Raw genomic sequence first — 16,089 nt, forward strand, 5'->3', positions numbered from 1 at the left:
AAAACGTACAGACAGGCAACCTGAATTGTTCAAAAGAAATACCTATTTCGTATATTGACGAATATTTATTTTTATGGTATAATAATTTATTTAATTGTTGAATACTCTTTCCGTTCGTGGTACATATAAGGATGTAGTTCAGCATGACCTTATTGTACAAGGAGGAGAAAGGTATGAAGGTTGCAACTGGAGTAGAAATGATTACGTTAGAGGCAGAAGCCTTTGGCGGCAAAATCGCTATTCATCCGACACTACTATGGAATGAGCAGATGGCTGTTTTAGTGGATACCGGAATGCCTGGGTCATGGGAGTTGATACGCGCTGCTATGATAGAGGCAGGTGTATCGCCAGAAAAATTGAAAGCTGTCATTATCACGCATCAGGATATCGATCATATTGGCAGTTTGCCCGAAATCGTTCGAGCTTTAGACGGACAAATCGAGGTATACGCTCACGAGCTGGACCAGCCGTATATCGAAGGAAAGCTGCCGCTGTTCAAAACAAACCCGGAGCGCATGGCCGCGATGCTCGCTTCACTGCCAGAGGAAGAGCGTCAGAAGCTGCAAGCGGTATTCGCGAATTCACCAAAGGCAAAGGTGGACAAGATAGTGGCAGATGGTGAAGTGCTGCCGATTCTTGGGGGAATACGTGTCATCCATACTCCTGGTCATACCCCCGGACATATTAGCTTGTACCTGCAAGACAGCAAGACCTTGATTGCTGGGGATGCTATGGTTTATACGGGCGGTGCGCTCCGAGGGCCAGTTCCGCAATCTACGCTCGATATGGAGACAGCGCTCCAGTCCTTGAAAAAGCTGCAGGATACAAATATTCAGGCTGTAATTTGTTATCATGGCGGTCTCTGTGAGGATAATGCCGAGGAGCAATTGCAAGCTTTGATCCAAGCATAATCGCACAAGCGTGAAAAAGTCTGGCAAGGCACCCACTGTGAAAAGCAGCTAGGGTGTCTTTTTTCTTGAAAACCAAGTGAACCTAATGAGCGGGTGGGAGCCAATATATCATGTAAGACCTGATTGGAGGCCGGCCTATGAAAGAGATAGAAGTAAGACCTTGGCTCATCCGGATGCACCAAGGGGAGGAAGAAGCATTTCAAGAGGTTTACCGAGCCACTCGAACCTATGTCTACAACCTGATTTATTTCCTGGCACCGCACAAGCAAGATGTAGAAGACATCATGAGTGAAGTATATGTGGAGCTGATTCGCAGCTTGGACAGGTACGATGTAGAGCAGCCTTTTACTTCGTGGTTCAACGGCTTGATTGTCAGGCAGGTGCGAAATTGGAACCGAAGCATATGGAGGAGATTTCGGCTGATGGAACGAGTGAAGGAAAAAGGCTATGAGGCACCTGTGGCAGGGATGGAGGATAGGCTAGGAGCCATCAGTGATCAACTGGAGGTTATCCCTGCCGTCGAGCAATTGTCTCAGAAGCTAAAGGAAATTGTTGTGCTGCGTTACTACCAAAATTGTTCTCTGGAGGAAATTGCCCACATGCTGCAAATTCCACTCGGGACTGTAAAATCGAGACATCATCTGGCTATGAAAAGGCTGAGAGCACATTTTGAAGAACGAACCAATAGCGGGGAGGCATCTTATCATGTTCATTGAGGATAAGCTGAAAAAAGAGTATAAATGGGCAGCAAACGAGCTTGGCAGTGATCCGGCGCTGGATAATCGAATCCTTTTTGCGGCAAGAAAAGAGCTGGCAGGCAGAGCACATAAGAAAAAAGGACTGTTCTTACGTCCAAAATTGACGCATGTAGCAGCTTCCTTCGTTTTGCTCACCGGATTTGGTTTTGCTACACATAGCTTGCTTTACAAGGAGAATACAGGCTCTGTACAAATCGAGGTACAAGCGGCAAAAGGCTTTGAATTGACGCAGATTGCCCCAGAGGAGATTCGCCGCGAGCTGGCAAGTGTAGAGAACAAGCTGACAACAGGCGAGACAGCAATCGTTTATTTTGCGGAGCTGGAAAAAGAAAAGCATCCTCTCTTTCAGCAAAACCCGGTCATCGGGGTAGAAAAACCCGAGGTCGTTGCAGATTGGAAGCAGTGGGATGAGATCAGTCAAAAGGCTTCGCTCTCTCACTCCCTGCCCAAGCAGGTCGCAGATGACTTCACTTTCCTCGAAGGCAAGCTGGGAACCCCCTACGGAGCGATGATCGGCCAGGGAGGGGAGACATGGTTGCATGAGCTGCAACAGGAAAGCAAAGCGACAGGGAAAAGCGTTGTATGGAAAGTAGTCCCGAATACTGCTTCCCCAATCAATACGTATACAACACTCTATCAAAATGAGCAAAAGGCAAACATCTATTTCACAGTGGAGATACTTTCAAAAGATCAGGTGGATATCCAGGTGAGCACACCAGAGACGACCCAATACGAGCCGGTAGAAGTGAATGGCAAAAAAGCTCACTATACAAGCAACGACCAATTCCTGTTCAGTGATTCGGGTCAATACAAAGAGTTGTCATGGATAAGCAAAGAAGGAGAACAGACAATTATGTACCACATGGCAACAGACTCAATGGCGGTATCGAAAGAGATGCTCAAGCAAGCTGCGGAAGCAACTCAATTTTAAATGGAGAAACACCGGGAGACTTTTTGCCCGGTGTTTTTGTTTCCACCACCATCGTCTAACAAAAGCACTGCGGGGTCGATGGTCCTTCCTGATAAGCAAGCAGGGCGTTCACACCGTGGCTGAGAATTGCGCCCGATCGCGTCATGGCTGTCACCAACAACGCCTCCATCACTTCCTCCATCGTGCCGCCCAGCTCCTTGTATTTCTTTACATGGACATCAATGCAGTACGGGCAGCCTGTCACATGCGCCACACAGATTGCGAGGAGCTCCTTTGTTTTCGTAGGCAAATGCTGTGATTCGTGGTAGACCTTCCGTTCGAGGGCGAGATAAGAAGAGGCGGCCTCGGGAGCCAATTTCATCAATTCCGGAATGTGCGCCAGATTTGATTTTTCATAATACGAATGCTCTTTGCTCATGGGTTCATCGCTCCGTTCTGAGTAAATTGTGATTACGCACTCATTGTAGCGAAGCAGACAGCAGAGCATCCGTGACTTTCTCACCGTATAAGAATTTATAAGCGCGAACGCTTATAAATTCTGGAGCGCATGAAAACCTTCAGCTAAAACGCGGTTGCTCCTCCTTGAGATGGCCTCGATAGAGGTTTTCTTACCGTTTACAGCCCGAATTTTTGTTCGATATCAGCTCGTTGAATGGCAGTAATTCGTCCCCGCCCCAGCTGTAGCCATCCGACTGCTTCGAATTCCTTGAGGGTTCGGCTGACAACCTCTCTGGCGGTTCCGAGCTCAATCGCTATGGCATCATGTGTCATGACAAGCGTGGTGCAGGAATGGCTGGTACGACTAAGAAGAAATTGTGCGATCCGGGCATTGATCGGCTTAAAGGCGATGTCCTCAACCAAGGTAGTAACGGAAATCATGCGCTTCATCATAGTCTGGTAAACAAATTGGCGAAGGGGCTTGTATAGATCCATCCATTCCTTGAATCGCTCAACCGACAGCAGCAATATTTCGGTGTTCTCCTCAATTTCCGCCGATGCCTGGTAACCCGTTTCTCCAAGGATGCTGGCCATCATGATCACACAAACACCTCCACGTTTGACACGATATAATGTCACCTCGCGTCCTGACTCGCTGATCTTATGGATTCGGACGGTACCCCTCAAGACAAAAGCAGCATGCGAAAAAAGATGTCCCTCCTGCATGGCGAGCTGTGGAAAAAATCGTTCCACACTAACGCCGCTGCGCAGCCATTCGTCTGCGGGAATGGTGGCAAAGCTCGGAAAGGCGTTCGTGATATCTGCAATTTGTTTCTGTTCCATCGGTTCCTCCATGTAGAATTGTCATATAACGTGATCCATTCATTCATGAAAATCATGTAAAGAAAAGATTTACTCCCTACTAACCCAGGAAAAATGGGTGTAAAATGATGACGCTAAGCAAATCGGGGCGTATCGCCAAGAAAGGTGACATCATGGAAGCGACACTCGCAAAGCAGCCAAAGAAACGGCAGGAAGCCAAGCAGTTTAATCTGTTCGCTTTGACGTGGCCCATCTTTTTGGAGCTTTTTCTTTTTACACTTATTGGTATTACAGATACATTCATGCTGAGTGGCGTTTCTGATCAGGCTGTTTCTGCCGTTGGGGCAGCCAATCAGTTTCTGTTTATCGCCATTCTTGTGCTGGAGGTAGTGGGGAACGGTGCATCGATTGTAGTTGCCCAGTACATTGGCTCCAAAAAAATGCATGACGCGGCAAAGGTAGGGGCAATAGCGGTCACCCTCAATCTGATGATCGGAATTTTGATCAGCGTAGGCTTTGTCTTGTATGGAAATGCACTTTTGCAAAGTGTAAATCTCCAAGGTAAGATTTTGACCATGGCTCAGTCGTATACAGCGATTGTCGGTGGAGGTCTGTTTCTGCAAGCCATTATTAATACATTGGCAAGCATCATTCGTACGTACGGGTTTACAAGAGAAAGTATGTATATTTCACTGGGCATCAACATTATTCACGTGATTGGAAATTACCTGCTTATCTTCGGACATTTTGGCTTTCCGACACTAGGCGTAGAAGGGGCAGCGATTTCAACCGTGCTGAGCAGAGGGCTTGGCTTGCTCATCTTTTTCTGGGCGTTCTATCGTCTGATCGAGGTGAAGGTTTCACTGAGGGACTACTTTACCCTCACCAAGTCATATGTCAGTAAAATTTGTCGAGTGGGAATCCCCTCAGCATTCGAGCAGATCACATATCATGCCTGCCAGTCTGTCTTTTTGTATTACGTGACCTTTCTGGGTGCAGCATCGCTTGCTTCGCGACAGTATGTCCAGAATGTTTCCATGTTTATTTATTTGTTTAGTGTTGCGATTGGAATGGGGACAGCGATCATTACCGGTCGCTTGGTTGGAGCAGGCAGGCGTGATGAAGCATATGGACGCGTATGGAAAAGCCTGCGGTGGGGACTCGTTTATACGGTCGTCATCAATACAGTCATTATTATTTTCCGCGAGCCGATTATGCGTTTGTTTACGGAAGACCCTGACATACTTCGCATCAGTACACAGATTATCCTGCTGAGCATATTGCTCGAGACGGGGCGAGTCTTTAACATCGTCTTGATCAATTCCTTGCGCGCAGCTGGTGATGCACAGTTTCCGGTCTACATGGGCTTGATCTCGATGGTTGGCATCAGTTTGCCGCTTGGCTACGTACTCGCTTTCCACGCCAATATGGGGCTGTCTGGGGTGTGGCTCGCTGTGGCAGCGGACGAGTGGATTCGCGGGATCGTGATGTTTTTCCGCTGGCGAAGCAAAGCATGGGAACGAAAAACACTTATCGATCCGTGAGCGTGATACAAAAACGGGTCACCCTCCGTCTACAGACCGAATGGAAAACAACTCTAGGGTCCGATGGTTTTCCCGCGTGTTCGTGCTACACTTTACCTAAGAAGAATATGGACTGGTAAGGGAGATAGAGATGAAACGCTGGATAGGAGTAGGTTTACTAATAGCGGCACTGAGCCTGGCTGGATGCAGCAGCCTGGAGATGGAGGAGAGCAAGAGACAATTGGAGCTGCCTATGGATTCCATCGAAGCGCTGGATATTCAGACTGAATCGGGCGACTTGATTGTAAAAGGCGATGAAAAGGCGACCTCCATCAAAGTAGAAGCGACCATTAAAAAATCAAAGAGTGTCCCTGATGAGGACATCACCGTTACTTTAGAGAAGGATGGAAATACAGCCAAGCTGGTTTCGAAGACAAAAGGTGGCTTTGGAGTTCGGATTACGGATATTACACTGAACGTCACGATCCCAGCCAAGCTTAATGTGGATGTAAACGACGGTTCCGGTGACCTGGATATTTCGAATCTTGCCGGGGTGCTCACGATTGAGGATGACTCAGGTGACATAAAGATTAACGATGTTTCGGGCGAGGTAGTCATTAACGACGGGTCCGGTGACATCAAAATCAAAAACGCTTCCGCACTCAAGCAGATCAATGATGAGTCTGGAGATATTTTCTTGGAGAATACAGGCGGGAATGTAGATATACAGGATGATTCTGGAGATATTGTGATTCGAAATCATACCGGTGATATTACGATTTCGGATGGAAGCGGAGATATGGTCATTGATACGATCCAGGGAAATGTAACAATCACCGAGGACGGTTCTGGTGATCGAATGGTGAAAAATGTAAGCGGATCTTTTATAGCCAACTGAATACGACAAAAAGCCGTTACCTGTTCAGGTAGCGGTTTTTTAGTAGATAAGGGGCTCTTTCGCAGCTGCTGCTTGGGGAAATTGCAATGCATACAACTGGTGGTAACGCCCTTCCGCTTGAAGGAGCTCGGCATGTGTGCCTGTTTCAACAATTCGTCCCTTTTCCATGACAACAATCTGATCGGCTTGTTGAATCGTCGATAGTCGATGGGCAATAACAAGACATGTACGTCCAGTTAACAGGGAAGACAGAGCCTGTTGGATCAGGTTCTCTGATTCTGTATCCAGGGCAGCAGTCGCTTCATCCAGAATAATAAGCTGCGGATTTATCAAAATGGCGCGAGCGATAGAGAGACGCTGTTTTTGTCCGCCAGAAAGCTTTACGCCACGTTCTCCTACAGCAGATTGATAGCCATCAGGAAAGGAGACGATAAAGTCGTGGGCGTTTGCAGCGCGGGCAGCATTCTCGATCTCCTGATCAGACGCATCCGGTCTGCCGTAGGCGATATTGTCACGAATTGTCCCGTTCAACAAAATAATGTCCTGTGATACGATCCCGAGCTGTCCGCGAAGGGAGGCGAGCTTGAGATCGGTAACGTCGAAGCCGTCCACCCTTACATAGCCATCCTGCACATCATAAAAGCGCGAGATCAAATGGGCGACTGTCGACTTCCCGGCACCCGATGAACCGACGAGAGCAGTGACCGTACCTGGGGCAATTCGCAGTGTAAAATCGTGCAAGACAGGAAGGTCCGGCTGATAGCCAAAGGTTGCATGTGAGAACTCAATTTCACCACGCAGGGGAGGCAGTGTGATTGCATCAGCCTTTTCCGTGACGCTAGGCTGAGTATCCAGTATTTCGGATATGCGATCATATGCTGCTGCTGATTGCTGAATCATGTTAATCATTCGACTAAGCTGACGCACAGGAGTTTGCAACAACCGCAGATAGGCGAGAAAAGCAACGATAGCACCAATCGAGATCGCTCCAGACATGGCCTGCCAGGCACCAAACAGAAGTACGACAGCCATCCCGATGTAATTCAACAAATCAATCGCAGGACTGAACATAGCGCTAATGCGGGTAGCTGCCAGACTCGCCTGCATATTTCGGATACTGCGCTGCTGGAACTGCTGTGCTTCGTATGGCTCGGTAGCGTATGCCTTCATGAGCCTTACACTGGACAAGTTTTCGACCAGGTGATTGTTAACATCCGCTGATGATTCCTGGACGGCCCGAAAGGAGGAGCGCATTCGTTTGCCGACTTTGCGGGTGAAGAAAAACAGAATCGGAAACGTACATAGCATCAAAAAGGTTAATTGCGGATTCACGTACAGCATATAGATGGCAATGGCGAAAAAGGTAACCAGCTCCGTGACCATTTGCAGCATGCCAGAGGAAACGAGCTGTTGCAGGATGCTGACATCGCCTGTGATCCGCGACATCAAATCTCCTGTCCGGTTTTTATCAAAAAAAGCCATGTCCTGCTTCTGAAGATGCTGGTACAGCTCATTGCGCAACCGATTGATCGTATGCTGACCGATATAGGAGAGCAAATAGCTGCTAAGATAGGTGAACAGGCCAAGAAAGAGGGCTGCTCCTAAAATACCTGCTCCAATCCAGAGAAGCTCACTGTAACGCTTATCGGGAATAACATGGTCAATCGTATAAGCTGTCAGCTGGGGAATTGCGAATTCCATCAGTGAAATGACAATAATCGCGACGAGCGCGAGGAGCATTTTTCTCCATTGCTCTCGTGCATGAGTAAACAATCGCTGGTACATGCTCCAGACGGAACGGGCAGAAGCGCGCTCATCCGTCAAAATACGCTTAGAGCCGGGCTGCTTATAGCTTCTCATCGGTGAGCATCCTCTCCGAAGTGGCCCTCCAGCTTGTGGCGAACCTTTTTCACAAAAAAGATTAGTCGGGAGAGCTGCACCGGGTCATTCTCAGCTTTCTTTTGCAACACCTTCATGGTTTCCACCAATTCATGCAGCTCCTGTTGAAGCTCGAGGTTGCGCTCGCGAAGGTCAGCAGGGACCTGTTCCTTGGAGATCTCGCGTTTTTCTTCGGTTTGTCTTTCCTGTAAAAAGACAAGGCCAGCCTCGGTAATGGAATACGTCTTCTTGCCACCGACATCCTCTGAGGTAACGAGCTCACGATCCTCTAACATTTGCAGAGTGGGATAAATCGATCCCGGGCTTGGTGAATACAGTCCACCCGTTTTTTCCTCCAACCCCTTCATCATCTGATAGCCGTGCATAGGCTCGGTTGATAACAGTTCCAGTAACGCATACTTCACATCGCCTCTGCCAAAAAAGCGTTTCCCACGACCACCGTGACCGCCGTGACGATAGTAGCTGTCCCCTTTTTCGTCCCATAATCCACCGTGAAACGGATCATTGGAACGTCGACTTGAACTCGAAAAAGGAGACCGAAAATGATTACGCATAGCCTTCCACCTTTCAATACGATATATCGAATTCAATGTAAACGATATATCGTATTGTTGTCAATACACTGTCTTACTTTTTGCAATCGAAAGAAATTTAGCCGACTAATAAAAAAAGTCTTTAATCTCTAATAAAGAAGTGCTAATATAACATCTGTAAGCGTAATTGAGAATGAATCTCTTTATTACTGAGAATGAATCTCCTTATTACTAACTAAGATGTAACGAAGACAGTATTCCTCGGGGTCAAAGGAAGAGTAGGGAAGCGATGAAAAAAAGATATTTGGTTGTAGCACTTATTTTGCTATCAATAGCGTCATTGTTTATCGGTGTGAAGGACATCTCGCCTTGGGAGCTGTTCAATCTGTCAGACGACAAGGTACAGGTGATGTGGATCAGCAGGGTTCCGCGCTTGATCAGTATCATCATTGCCGGGATCAGCATGAGTGTCGTTGGGTTGATCATGCAGCAGCTGACGCGAAATAAATTCGTTTCACCTACCACAGCAGGTACGGAAGACTCCGTCCGCTTTGGGATACTGATTTCCCTGATGGTGTTTTTCGATGCCAGTCCACTGGTCAAGCTGCTTGTGGCGTTTGTATTCGCACTACTGGGAACCTTCATTTTTATGAAGATCCTCGACAGGATTAAATTTAAGGATTCCATTTTTATTCCGCTGGTAGGCTTGATGTTTGGTAATATCGTAGGCTCCATTACGACGTTTTTTGCCTATAAGTACGATCTCATCCAGAACATGTCTGCCTGGCTTCACGGAGATTTTTCCTCAATCATGAAAGGCAGCTATGAGCTTTTATACATAAGCATTCCGCTGGTAATCATTGCGTATCTGTTCGCAAACAAGTTTACGATTGCAGGAATGGGTGAGGAATTCGCAATCAATCTGGGGCTGAACTACAAGCAGGTAGTCAATATTGGATTGATCATCGTTGCCATGGTTTCTTCCGTTGTCATTCTCACGGTTGGGACGATTCCGTTTCTCGGCCTGATCATTCCGAACATCGTGACCCTGTATTTGGGTGACAACCTGAAAAAGAGCTTGTCCCATACTGCTTTGCTGGGTGCAGTCTTTGTATTGTGTTGTGATATTCTGGGGCGCCTCATCATTTATCCATACGAAATCTCGATTGGCTTGATGGTAGGGGTAGTTGGCAGCGGAATATTCGTGTTCTTACTCATGAGAAGAAAGGCATATGAACGATGAAAGCTAAGCTTGGTATCCTGGCGATAGTCGCCATTGCTTTGATAGCTGTATTTATGCTGATTGATGCTGGTGGCAACTGGGATTATGTACTGCCACGGCGTTTGAAGAAAATTCTCGCCATTGTCTTGACCGGCACGATCATCGCATTCTCAACGATGGTATTCCAAACGATTACCAACAACCGGATTTTAACGCCCAGCATCATTGGCTTGGATTCTCTGTACATGTTCATCCAAACCTTTGTTATCTTTGCTTTTGGCTCCACCCACATTACGCTGTTGAACAAAAATATCAACTTCCTGATCTCTGCGGGTGTAATGGTGCTCTTTGCCATGTTGCTATACAAGTTCCTGTTCAAGAGGGAAGGACAAAATATATACTTTCTGCTTTTAATCGGGATCATTTTTGGCACACTGTTTAACAGTCTTGCTACATTCATGCAGGTGTTGATTGATCCGAATGAATTCCAGGTCGTTCAAGATCGAATGTTTGCCAGCTTTAACAATGTAAATACCGATCTTCTAGTCATCAGCTTTGTTCTGGTCATTGCGATCGCGATCTACTTCTGGCGTTACATGAAATACCTGGATGTGCTGTCGCTAGGACGTGATCAAGCGGTCAACCTCGGGATTGATTACGATTTCGTCGTCAAGCGTTTCCTGATTGTGATTGCACTACTCGTATCAATTGCCACTGCACTGGTAGGGCCTATTACGTTTCTGGGGCTTCTGGTCGCGAACCTGGCGCATCAATTTATGAAGACGTATCAGCATAAATACTTGCTGGCAGGGTCATCCTTAATCAGTATTGTTGCTTTGGTAGGTGGCCTGTTGGTTGTAGAGCGTGTGTTCACGTTCTCCACAACACTCAGTGTCATCGTCAACTTTATCGGTGGAGTTTACTTCATCTATCTTCTGTTAAAGGAGAATAAATCGTGGTAGAAGTCCGGAATGTCTCAAAACAGTATGGTAGCAAATACGTCGTGGAAAATGTCTCTGTGAAAATCACCAAGGGAAAAATCACGTCCTTCATCGGACCCAATGGGGCCGGGAAGAGTACCCTGCTGTCCATGATCAGTCGCCTTTTGGCAAAGGATCAGGGAGAGATTTTTCTTGAGGGGCAGGAGATTAGTCAGTGCAAGAGCAACGAGCTGGCTAAAAAAATCTCGATCCTGAAGCAATCCAACCATATTACGGTTCGGTTGACGATTCGTGAGCTGGTCAGCTTTGGGCGATTCCCTTATTCCCAAGGGAACTTGTCTAAAGAAGATTGGCAGTACGTTGACGAGGCAATCCGCTATCTGGAGCTGGAGGACATTCAGCACAAATATTTGGATCAGCTGAGTGGTGGGCAAAGACAACGCGCATATATCGCCATGGTTGTCGCCCAAAACACCGAATACGTTCTGTTGGATGAACCGCTCAATAACCTTGATATGAAGCATTCTGTTCAGATCATGAAGGTACTGAGAAGACTGGTAGACGAGATGGGCAAGACAGTGGTGATCGTTATTCACGATATTAATTTTGCTTCCTGTTATTCGGATTTTATCGTAGCGCTGAAAGACGGCAAGGTCGTGAAGGAAGGTCCTACAGAGGAAATTATCAACTCCTCGATTCTCAAAGACGTCTACGATATGGACATTCAGATTGAAGACATTGATGAAAATAGAATTTGCGTGTACTACGCATAAGCTCCAACTTTCATTCGTTAAAATTATTTTGATGGCAAGCAGGGGGAAATCATCTACAAGCGTGCTATCAATAATTTTATATATTTCAAAATATATATAGAGGTGATAGAAGTGAACAAGAAATTTATCATGCTGTTCATGGCAGTGCTGCTGGCAGTATTTACTGCAGCTTGCGGATCAAATAGCGCGGCACCTGCTACCCAAACTTCAGGAGCGGGAGCTTCCACAGATGCTACAAAGGCACCAGAAGCAGCGAAGGAATCTGAAGAAATTACAATCAAGCATAAATTGGGCGAAGCAAAACTGAAAAAGAACCCACAAACCGTTGTAGCTTTCGACTATGGTGTCCTGGATTCTTTGGATAAATTGGGTATCGAAGTCACAGGTGTAGCACAATCAAGCGTTCCTCCTTACCTGGAAAAATTCAAGGATGCAAAATATAAAAACATTGGTAGCTTGAAAGAGCCAGATTTTGAAAAAATCAATGCAATGAAACCGGATGTTATCTTCATTTCTGGCAGACAGCAAGACGCTTATGAAGAGCTGAACAAAATTGCTCCAACGATCTTCTTGGGTGTAGACACTTCCAAGTACATGGAGTCCTTCACTGAAAACATGAAAACGCTTGGTACCATCTTCGGAAAAGAAGCACAAGTGGACGAAGAATTGGCGAAAATCAATGATTCCATCAAACAACTGAACGAAAAAGCGACAGCAAGTGGTAAAAATGCTCTGATCATCCTGGCAAACGAAGGTAAAATCAGCGCTTACAGTGCTGGCTCCCGTTTTGGTATTCTGCATGACGTATTTGGCTTTACTCCTGTAGATAAAAACATCGAAGTATCCACTCATGGTCAAAGCGTATCGTTCGAATACGTAGCTGAAAAAGATCCGGATTACCTCTTTGTGGTAGACCGTGATGGAGCAATTGCTACAAACAAAGATGCCGTTTCTCCTGCTAAAAAAGTGATTGAAAACGACCTGATTAAAAACACAAAAGCGTTCAAAAATGGTAATATCATTTACCTTGATTCAAATTACTGGTACCTGTCTGGCGGCGGATTGGTTTCCACTGCTAACATGGCAGACGAAGTATTGAAAGACATCAAGTAGTAAGCCATTCAGCAAAAGAGAGATAGGTGTATCAAGCAGCTCAGGGCGAGAGCATTTGCCTTGGGCTGTTTGTTTTTTCAAGTCAGTAAAAAGGATCAGAAGTACGCAAAAACCATTCCCTCGGTGATTTGCTTGGGAATGGTTTTGTGTTGTTCAGGTGAGGTTTGAGTAAAATGCAGATTAGCGTGTGCCGACCAGTCTACGTTCTTCTACTTGTACGGCTTCGGCAGGAGCACTGGCAGGGCTCGTGCTTGGCTGCTCTTGTTCGATGGAGCTAGTTAATTCGAAGGGGAGGCAAAGCGGTACACCTGTACGAGGGTCATGCAAAATGTCTGCTTCGATATTGAACACTTTGCGCAGCATATCAGGAGTCATGACCTCTGTAGGACTGCCTTCTGCTACGACAGTTCCACGAGAGATGGCGACCATGTGCTGGGCATAGCGGGTGGCATGATTGAGGTCATGAACGACCATGACGATGGTGCGGTTCTCTTCTTCATTCAGCTTTTGCAGCAATTTCAGAACCTCGAGCTGATGCGCCATATCGAGGAACGTAGTCGGTTCATCCAAAAATAAAATATCAGTGCCTTGGGCAAGTGCCATCGCAATCCATGCGCGCTGACGCTGTCCACCGGACAGTTGATCAACAGGACGATCATAGAAGTCGATCATACCAGTCATGGCAATCGCCCACTGCACGATTTCTTTATCTTCCTTCGTCAAAGAGCCGAAGCCTTTTTGATGCGGAAAGCGGCCATACGTTACCAGCTCAGATACGGTGAGTCCATCAGGCGCAGTAGGGTTTTGCGGGAGAATCGCCAGCTGTTTGGCAACGTCCTTGGTCGATTGCTGATGAATCGATTTTCCATCCAAAAATACTTGCCCCCCAGTAGGCTTCATGATGCGAGCAAGAGTCTTGAGAATCGTTGATTTCCCAGATCCGTTCGCACCGACAAGTGCCGTAATCTTTCCAGATGGAATGCTGATGTTCAAATCCTTTACGATGGAAAGCTCGCCATAACCAATGTCCAGCTTTTGCGTATATAAGCGTTCCACAACAGGTCAACTCCTTTATAGAAAGGTATGTATGGTGAAAAAGTAATGTTAGAAAATGATAATCATTTTCAATTAAGTATATAACGAAAAGGGTAATTTATTCAATACTCGCAAGGATGCAGAGTGAAATTTTTTGGCGCAGAATCTAACCAACAGGCGGTTTCATGTAATCAGCTGGGAGCTTTTTGATATGCTTATTTCAAAAGAAACATGAGGGAGGGATGGTTATGAACAATGAAAAAAAGGAAAGGGTCATCTGTCAAAGTGCAGGGACATATGTGAATGCTTTGACCCGAGTGAAGGAATACGCAATAGTAGTCAACGATGAGGTAAAACAACAGATTAAAATCGTTGGTGACAACGGCCGGTCAAGATGGTTTTGCAAAAGCCTTTTTTTACCTGCTGGAAGTCATGTGACTACTATGGTTTCCTGGCAATATGACGACGAAATCAAAGATAAAAGTGAAAAATCCTTGGAGCATATTGAGGTTACGATAACGTTTAGCGATGGAGAGATGAGATGGTGCTCATTATGTACAAAGAATGGGCTGTTCGACTACATAGAGAGAAATATGGAAGGCTGTGTGTTCCTAATCGAGAATAAAATAATAGTACAAAACTTTTCGGATGAAGTAGTTGATGTTGCTTTAAGAAGCTTGGATCAGCAAAATCAGTTAGTCCGTTCCACCAAACCATTATAAAATACCATAGGGCATAGGCTCATTCTAATTAGGAGGGATTGACTGGTAAGGGATTTAAATCAAGGCACAGGCCTTACTCATACTTCTCCAGCTCTGTGTGTAAATCGGTTACTAAAATATCGATCTCGACAATGGCTGTATTCGTGTTCGTAGGAAATATGGAAGCTTTCAGGTTGTCTTTTTTCATTCCTGCTAGCCAAGTTTCAATAAAGGAATACAAGTCGATGCTCTTGGGTTTGTAGCGCGACCATTCAGCGACGGCGCAGTGTTTGGCAAACTCTTCCCGTGGAAAAAAGGGGATGCACAGATTTCCTTGTCCATCATCAGCGGTTGCCCAACCGGCATCGAATAATCCCCATACTTCTTCATAATCAGCGACTTTCTTGATGAAATACTCATATCTAATTGCAGAGGGCTGCTTTAAAACGGAATCGAATTCTTGCTGGTTCACAGGATCACCCTTTTTCAGAGTATAGTACCTAGTCATGCGTTCCGGAATTCACAAGCGTCTCGCTTATAAATTTCTGTACGTTAAAAAATAGCCAACATGCTCACGAAGTAAGCACATTGGCTATTGGTGTACGGGTTCTATTAGCCTTGATACGTCACATGCGCGATGATGCCTTCTTCGTCATCCAGCACCAGCTCAATTCCAGCAGAATAAGGGTTGAGCTGCATCTGCGTTTCCAGATAGAAGCGAATCGCCTCGATCAGATTGATCTCGATAAAAACTTGCTTGCGATCCATCGCGTATACTTCAGCCGAGAAGCCGTATTCTTCGTCCCACATGAGTTCGACGGAAACATCCTGTGGCTGAATTTGCTTCTTGCTCGCAACATGATAGCAGATCGCGTTAGTTAAAACTTGTTCAGAGAATGTTATCTTTTCCATGTGTTCAGTTCCTGCTTCTTCTCACGTTGTGTTTTAAAGTATACGAAAATTTTGCGGATCAATACAATCACAGCAACAATCGCCAGCATGTTGATCAAGAATCCAAAGATTGCTCCCAAGGCGCCCATGTCCCCAAACAATCCACCGAACAGCATACCAGCCAGACCACCAACCAGAAGACCTTTCATGAAACCACCGCTCATGAAGCCACCACTTTTGGTTGGAGCAGTAGTTGCAGGAGTAGAGGTAGTACCTTTATTTGTAGAAGCATTCACATTCGAATCGCCTTTGGTAGGTGTTTGCGTATTTGTAGGAGCTGTGTTTGAGTTGAAAGATTTTTTCCCGGATTTGTAGCCTTTTGCATCGGCATGGTCAGCGAATCCAGTTGGAGCAAGTACGAGCATTACGGCAACCAGCATCATGAGTAATTTTTTCATGTAAATGGAGTAGCCCCTCTCTTGTTTTTGTCCTTGTATATAAGTGTACACGAATATCGGTTGTTTTTCCACCAAACATTCCGTGAACAATGTTATAATGGGAGTTTTCTGGAAAAATATTCAAACTATTTACCTCAATTTAGCATCCCTTTTGGACCAAAATGCTGTTTGATCGGCCTTATTAAAGGGCAGCTTGTCTAGATTCTCTATTTGCAGCTACTTCTTTTTCCCAATACCGATTA

18 protein-coding genes are annotated in these 16,089 nt (G+C 45.9%); 10 read left to right on the forward strand and 8 right to left on the reverse strand.

All coding sequences use genetic code 11. From position 1 onward, the window contains the following. Positions 1-173: 173 nt before the first annotated feature. From ADS79_RS22840 to ADS79_RS22850, 3 genes are all read left to right on the forward strand, one after another. The gene (locus ADS79_RS22840) at positions 174-911 is read left to right on the forward strand and encodes an MBL fold metallo-hydrolase (protein WP_049740647.1); all 738 of its coding nucleotides are present in this window, start codon (positions 174-176) and stop codon (positions 909-911) included. 137 nt (positions 912-1,048) lie between these two features. Next, positions 1,049-1,627 (forward strand): sigma-70 family RNA polymerase sigma factor, encoded by a 579-nt coding sequence (locus ADS79_RS22845; RefSeq protein WP_049740648.1) that lies wholly within the window; start codon positions 1,049-1,051, stop codon positions 1,625-1,627. Next, positions 1,617-2,600, forward strand: a complete 984-nt coding sequence (locus ADS79_RS22850) for a hypothetical protein (RefSeq protein ID WP_049740649.1) — start codon at positions 1,617-1,619, stop codon at positions 2,598-2,600. The genes ADS79_RS22845 and ADS79_RS22850 overlap by 11 nt, the downstream gene beginning before the upstream one ends. A gap of 55 nt (positions 2,601-2,655) precedes the next feature. Here ADS79_RS22850 and ADS79_RS22855 read toward each other — a convergent pair whose 3' ends face one another. Continuing rightward, complete coding sequence (locus tag ADS79_RS22855; protein ID WP_049740650.1) at positions 2,656-3,018, reverse strand: carboxymuconolactone decarboxylase family protein; 363 nt, start codon at positions 3,016-3,018, stop codon at positions 2,656-2,658. Between the two features lie 197 nt (positions 3,019-3,215). Then, entirely contained in the window at positions 3,216-3,881 is a 666-nt protein-coding gene (locus tag ADS79_RS22860; RefSeq protein ID WP_049740651.1) for a Crp/Fnr family transcriptional regulator, read from the reverse strand. Positions 3,882-4,033: 152 nt separating this feature from the next. On the opposite strand from ADS79_RS22860, the gene ADS79_RS22865 reads away from it, so the two are divergent. Next, positions 4,034-5,404, forward strand: coding sequence for an MATE family efflux transporter (locus ADS79_RS22865; RefSeq protein WP_049741115.1), 1,371 nt, complete (start codon positions 4,034-4,036; stop codon positions 5,402-5,404). A gap of 130 nt (positions 5,405-5,534) precedes the next feature. Next, entirely contained in the window at positions 5,535-6,281 is a 747-nt protein-coding gene (locus tag ADS79_RS22870) for a DUF4097 family beta strand repeat-containing protein (protein ID WP_049740652.1), read from the forward strand. 39 nt (positions 6,282-6,320) lie between these two features. Here the strand turns inward: ADS79_RS22870 and ADS79_RS22875 are convergent, their stop codons facing one another. Together ADS79_RS22875 and ADS79_RS22880 are read right to left on the reverse strand one after the other, a co-directional pair. Next, on the reverse strand, positions 6,321-8,141 hold the full coding sequence (locus tag ADS79_RS22875) for an ABC transporter ATP-binding protein (protein WP_049740653.1): 1,821 nt from the start codon (positions 8,139-8,141) through the stop codon (positions 6,321-6,323). Continuing rightward, a complete protein-coding gene (locus ADS79_RS22880; protein ID WP_049740654.1) occupies positions 8,138-8,734 on the reverse strand; it encodes a PadR family transcriptional regulator in 597 nt (198 codons plus the stop codon). Before ADS79_RS22880 ends, ADS79_RS22875 begins: the two co-directional genes overlap by 4 nt. A gap of 268 nt (positions 8,735-9,002) precedes the next feature. Between ADS79_RS22880 and ADS79_RS22885 the strand changes: the two genes are divergently transcribed. The 4 genes from ADS79_RS22885 to ADS79_RS22900 all read left to right on the forward strand — a co-directional run bounded on the left by ADS79_RS22885 (position 9,003) and on the right by ADS79_RS22900 (position 12,762). Then, positions 9,003-9,956, forward strand: a complete 954-nt coding sequence (locus tag ADS79_RS22885) for an ABC transporter permease (protein WP_049740655.1) — start codon at positions 9,003-9,005, stop codon at positions 9,954-9,956. Then, complete coding sequence (locus ADS79_RS22890) at positions 9,953-10,897, forward strand: iron chelate uptake ABC transporter family permease subunit (protein ID WP_049740656.1); 945 nt, start codon at positions 9,953-9,955, stop codon at positions 10,895-10,897. Before ADS79_RS22885 ends, ADS79_RS22890 begins: the two co-directional genes overlap by 4 nt. Continuing rightward, positions 10,891-11,649 (forward strand): iron ABC transporter ATP-binding protein, encoded by a 759-nt coding sequence (locus tag ADS79_RS22895; RefSeq protein WP_049740657.1) that lies wholly within the window; start codon positions 10,891-10,893, stop codon positions 11,647-11,649. The genes ADS79_RS22890 and ADS79_RS22895 overlap by 7 nt, the downstream gene beginning before the upstream one ends. Positions 11,650-11,760: 111 nt before the next feature. Further along, positions 11,761-12,762 (forward strand): siderophore ABC transporter substrate-binding protein, encoded by a 1,002-nt coding sequence (locus tag ADS79_RS22900; RefSeq protein ID WP_049740658.1) that lies wholly within the window; start codon positions 11,761-11,763, stop codon positions 12,760-12,762. A gap of 180 nt (positions 12,763-12,942) precedes the next feature. Here ADS79_RS22900 and ADS79_RS22905 read toward each other — a convergent pair whose 3' ends face one another. Further along, positions 12,943-13,818: an ABC transporter ATP-binding protein gene (locus tag ADS79_RS22905; protein ID WP_049740659.1), complete on the reverse strand. Its 876-nt coding sequence runs from the start codon at positions 13,816-13,818 to the stop codon at positions 12,943-12,945. 227 nt (positions 13,819-14,045) lie between these two features. Here ADS79_RS22905 and ADS79_RS22910 point away from each other — a divergent pair, with 227 nt between their 5' ends. Further along, entirely contained in the window at positions 14,046-14,519 is a 474-nt protein-coding gene (locus tag ADS79_RS22910; RefSeq protein WP_049740660.1) for a hypothetical protein, read from the forward strand. Positions 14,520-14,592: 73 nt separating this feature from the next. Here ADS79_RS22910 and ADS79_RS22915 read toward each other — a convergent pair whose 3' ends face one another. The 3 genes from ADS79_RS22915 to ADS79_RS22925 all read right to left on the reverse strand — a co-directional run bounded on the left by ADS79_RS22915 (position 14,593) and on the right by ADS79_RS22925 (position 15,847). After that, complete coding sequence (locus tag ADS79_RS22915; protein WP_049740661.1) at positions 14,593-14,970, reverse strand: DUF2750 domain-containing protein; 378 nt, start codon at positions 14,968-14,970, stop codon at positions 14,593-14,595. A gap of 140 nt (positions 14,971-15,110) precedes the next feature. Beyond that, positions 15,111-15,410 (reverse strand): YxcD family protein, encoded by a 300-nt coding sequence (locus ADS79_RS22920; RefSeq protein ID WP_049740662.1) that lies wholly within the window; start codon positions 15,408-15,410, stop codon positions 15,111-15,113. Further along, entirely contained in the window at positions 15,398-15,847 is a 450-nt protein-coding gene (locus ADS79_RS22925; RefSeq protein ID WP_049740663.1) for a hypothetical protein, read from the reverse strand. The genes ADS79_RS22920 and ADS79_RS22925 overlap by 13 nt, the downstream gene beginning before the upstream one ends. Between the last annotated feature and the right edge of the window lie 242 nt (positions 15,848-16,089).

The sequence above is a fragment of the Brevibacillus reuszeri genome, from assembly GCF_001187725.1.
Lineage (GTDB): Bacteria > Bacillota > Bacilli > Brevibacillales > Brevibacillaceae > Brevibacillus > Brevibacillus reuszeri.

Excerpts from the sequence above, each read along its gene's own strand:
- ADS79_RS22865 (WP_049741115.1), top strand. The coding sequence starts at position 4,034 with ATGGAAGCGACACTCGCAAAGCAGCCAAAGAAACGGCAGGAAGCCAAG.
- ADS79_RS22845 (WP_049740648.1), top strand. The coding sequence starts at position 1,049 with ATGAAAGAGATAGAAGTAAGACCTTGGCTCATCCGGATGCACCAAGGG.
- ADS79_RS22885 (WP_049740655.1), top strand. The coding sequence starts at position 9,003 with ATGAAAAAAAGATATTTGGTTGTAGCACTTATTTTGCTATCAATAGCG.
- ADS79_RS22875 (WP_049740653.1), bottom strand. The coding sequence starts at position 8,141 with ATGAGAAGCTATAAGCAGCCCGGCTCTAAGCGTATTTTGACGGATGAG.
- ADS79_RS22920 (WP_049740662.1), bottom strand. The coding sequence starts at position 15,410 with ATGGAAAAGATAACATTCTCTGAACAAGTTTTAACTAACGCGATCTGC.
- ADS79_RS22925 (WP_049740663.1), bottom strand. The coding sequence starts at position 15,847 with ATGAAAAAATTACTCATGATGCTGGTTGCCGTAATGCTCGTACTTGCT.
- ADS79_RS22870 (WP_049740652.1), top strand. The coding sequence starts at position 5,535 with ATGAAACGCTGGATAGGAGTAGGTTTACTAATAGCGGCACTGAGCCTG.
- ADS79_RS22840 (WP_049740647.1), top strand. The coding sequence starts at position 174 with ATGAAGGTTGCAACTGGAGTAGAAATGATTACGTTAGAGGCAGAAGCC.
- ADS79_RS22890 (WP_049740656.1), top strand. The coding sequence starts at position 9,953 with ATGAAAGCTAAGCTTGGTATCCTGGCGATAGTCGCCATTGCTTTGATA.
- ADS79_RS22850 (WP_049740649.1), top strand. The coding sequence starts at position 1,617 with ATGTTCATTGAGGATAAGCTGAAAAAAGAGTATAAATGGGCAGCAAAC.
- ADS79_RS22860 (WP_049740651.1), bottom strand. The coding sequence starts at position 3,881 with ATGGAACAGAAACAAATTGCAGATATCACGAACGCCTTTCCGAGCTTT.
- ADS79_RS22880 (WP_049740654.1), bottom strand. The coding sequence starts at position 8,734 with ATGCGTAATCATTTTCGGTCTCCTTTTTCGAGTTCAAGTCGACGTTCC.
- ADS79_RS22855 (WP_049740650.1), bottom strand. The coding sequence starts at position 3,018 with ATGAGCAAAGAGCATTCGTATTATGAAAAATCAAATCTGGCGCACATT.
- ADS79_RS22910 (WP_049740660.1), top strand. The coding sequence starts at position 14,046 with ATGAACAATGAAAAAAAGGAAAGGGTCATCTGTCAAAGTGCAGGGACA.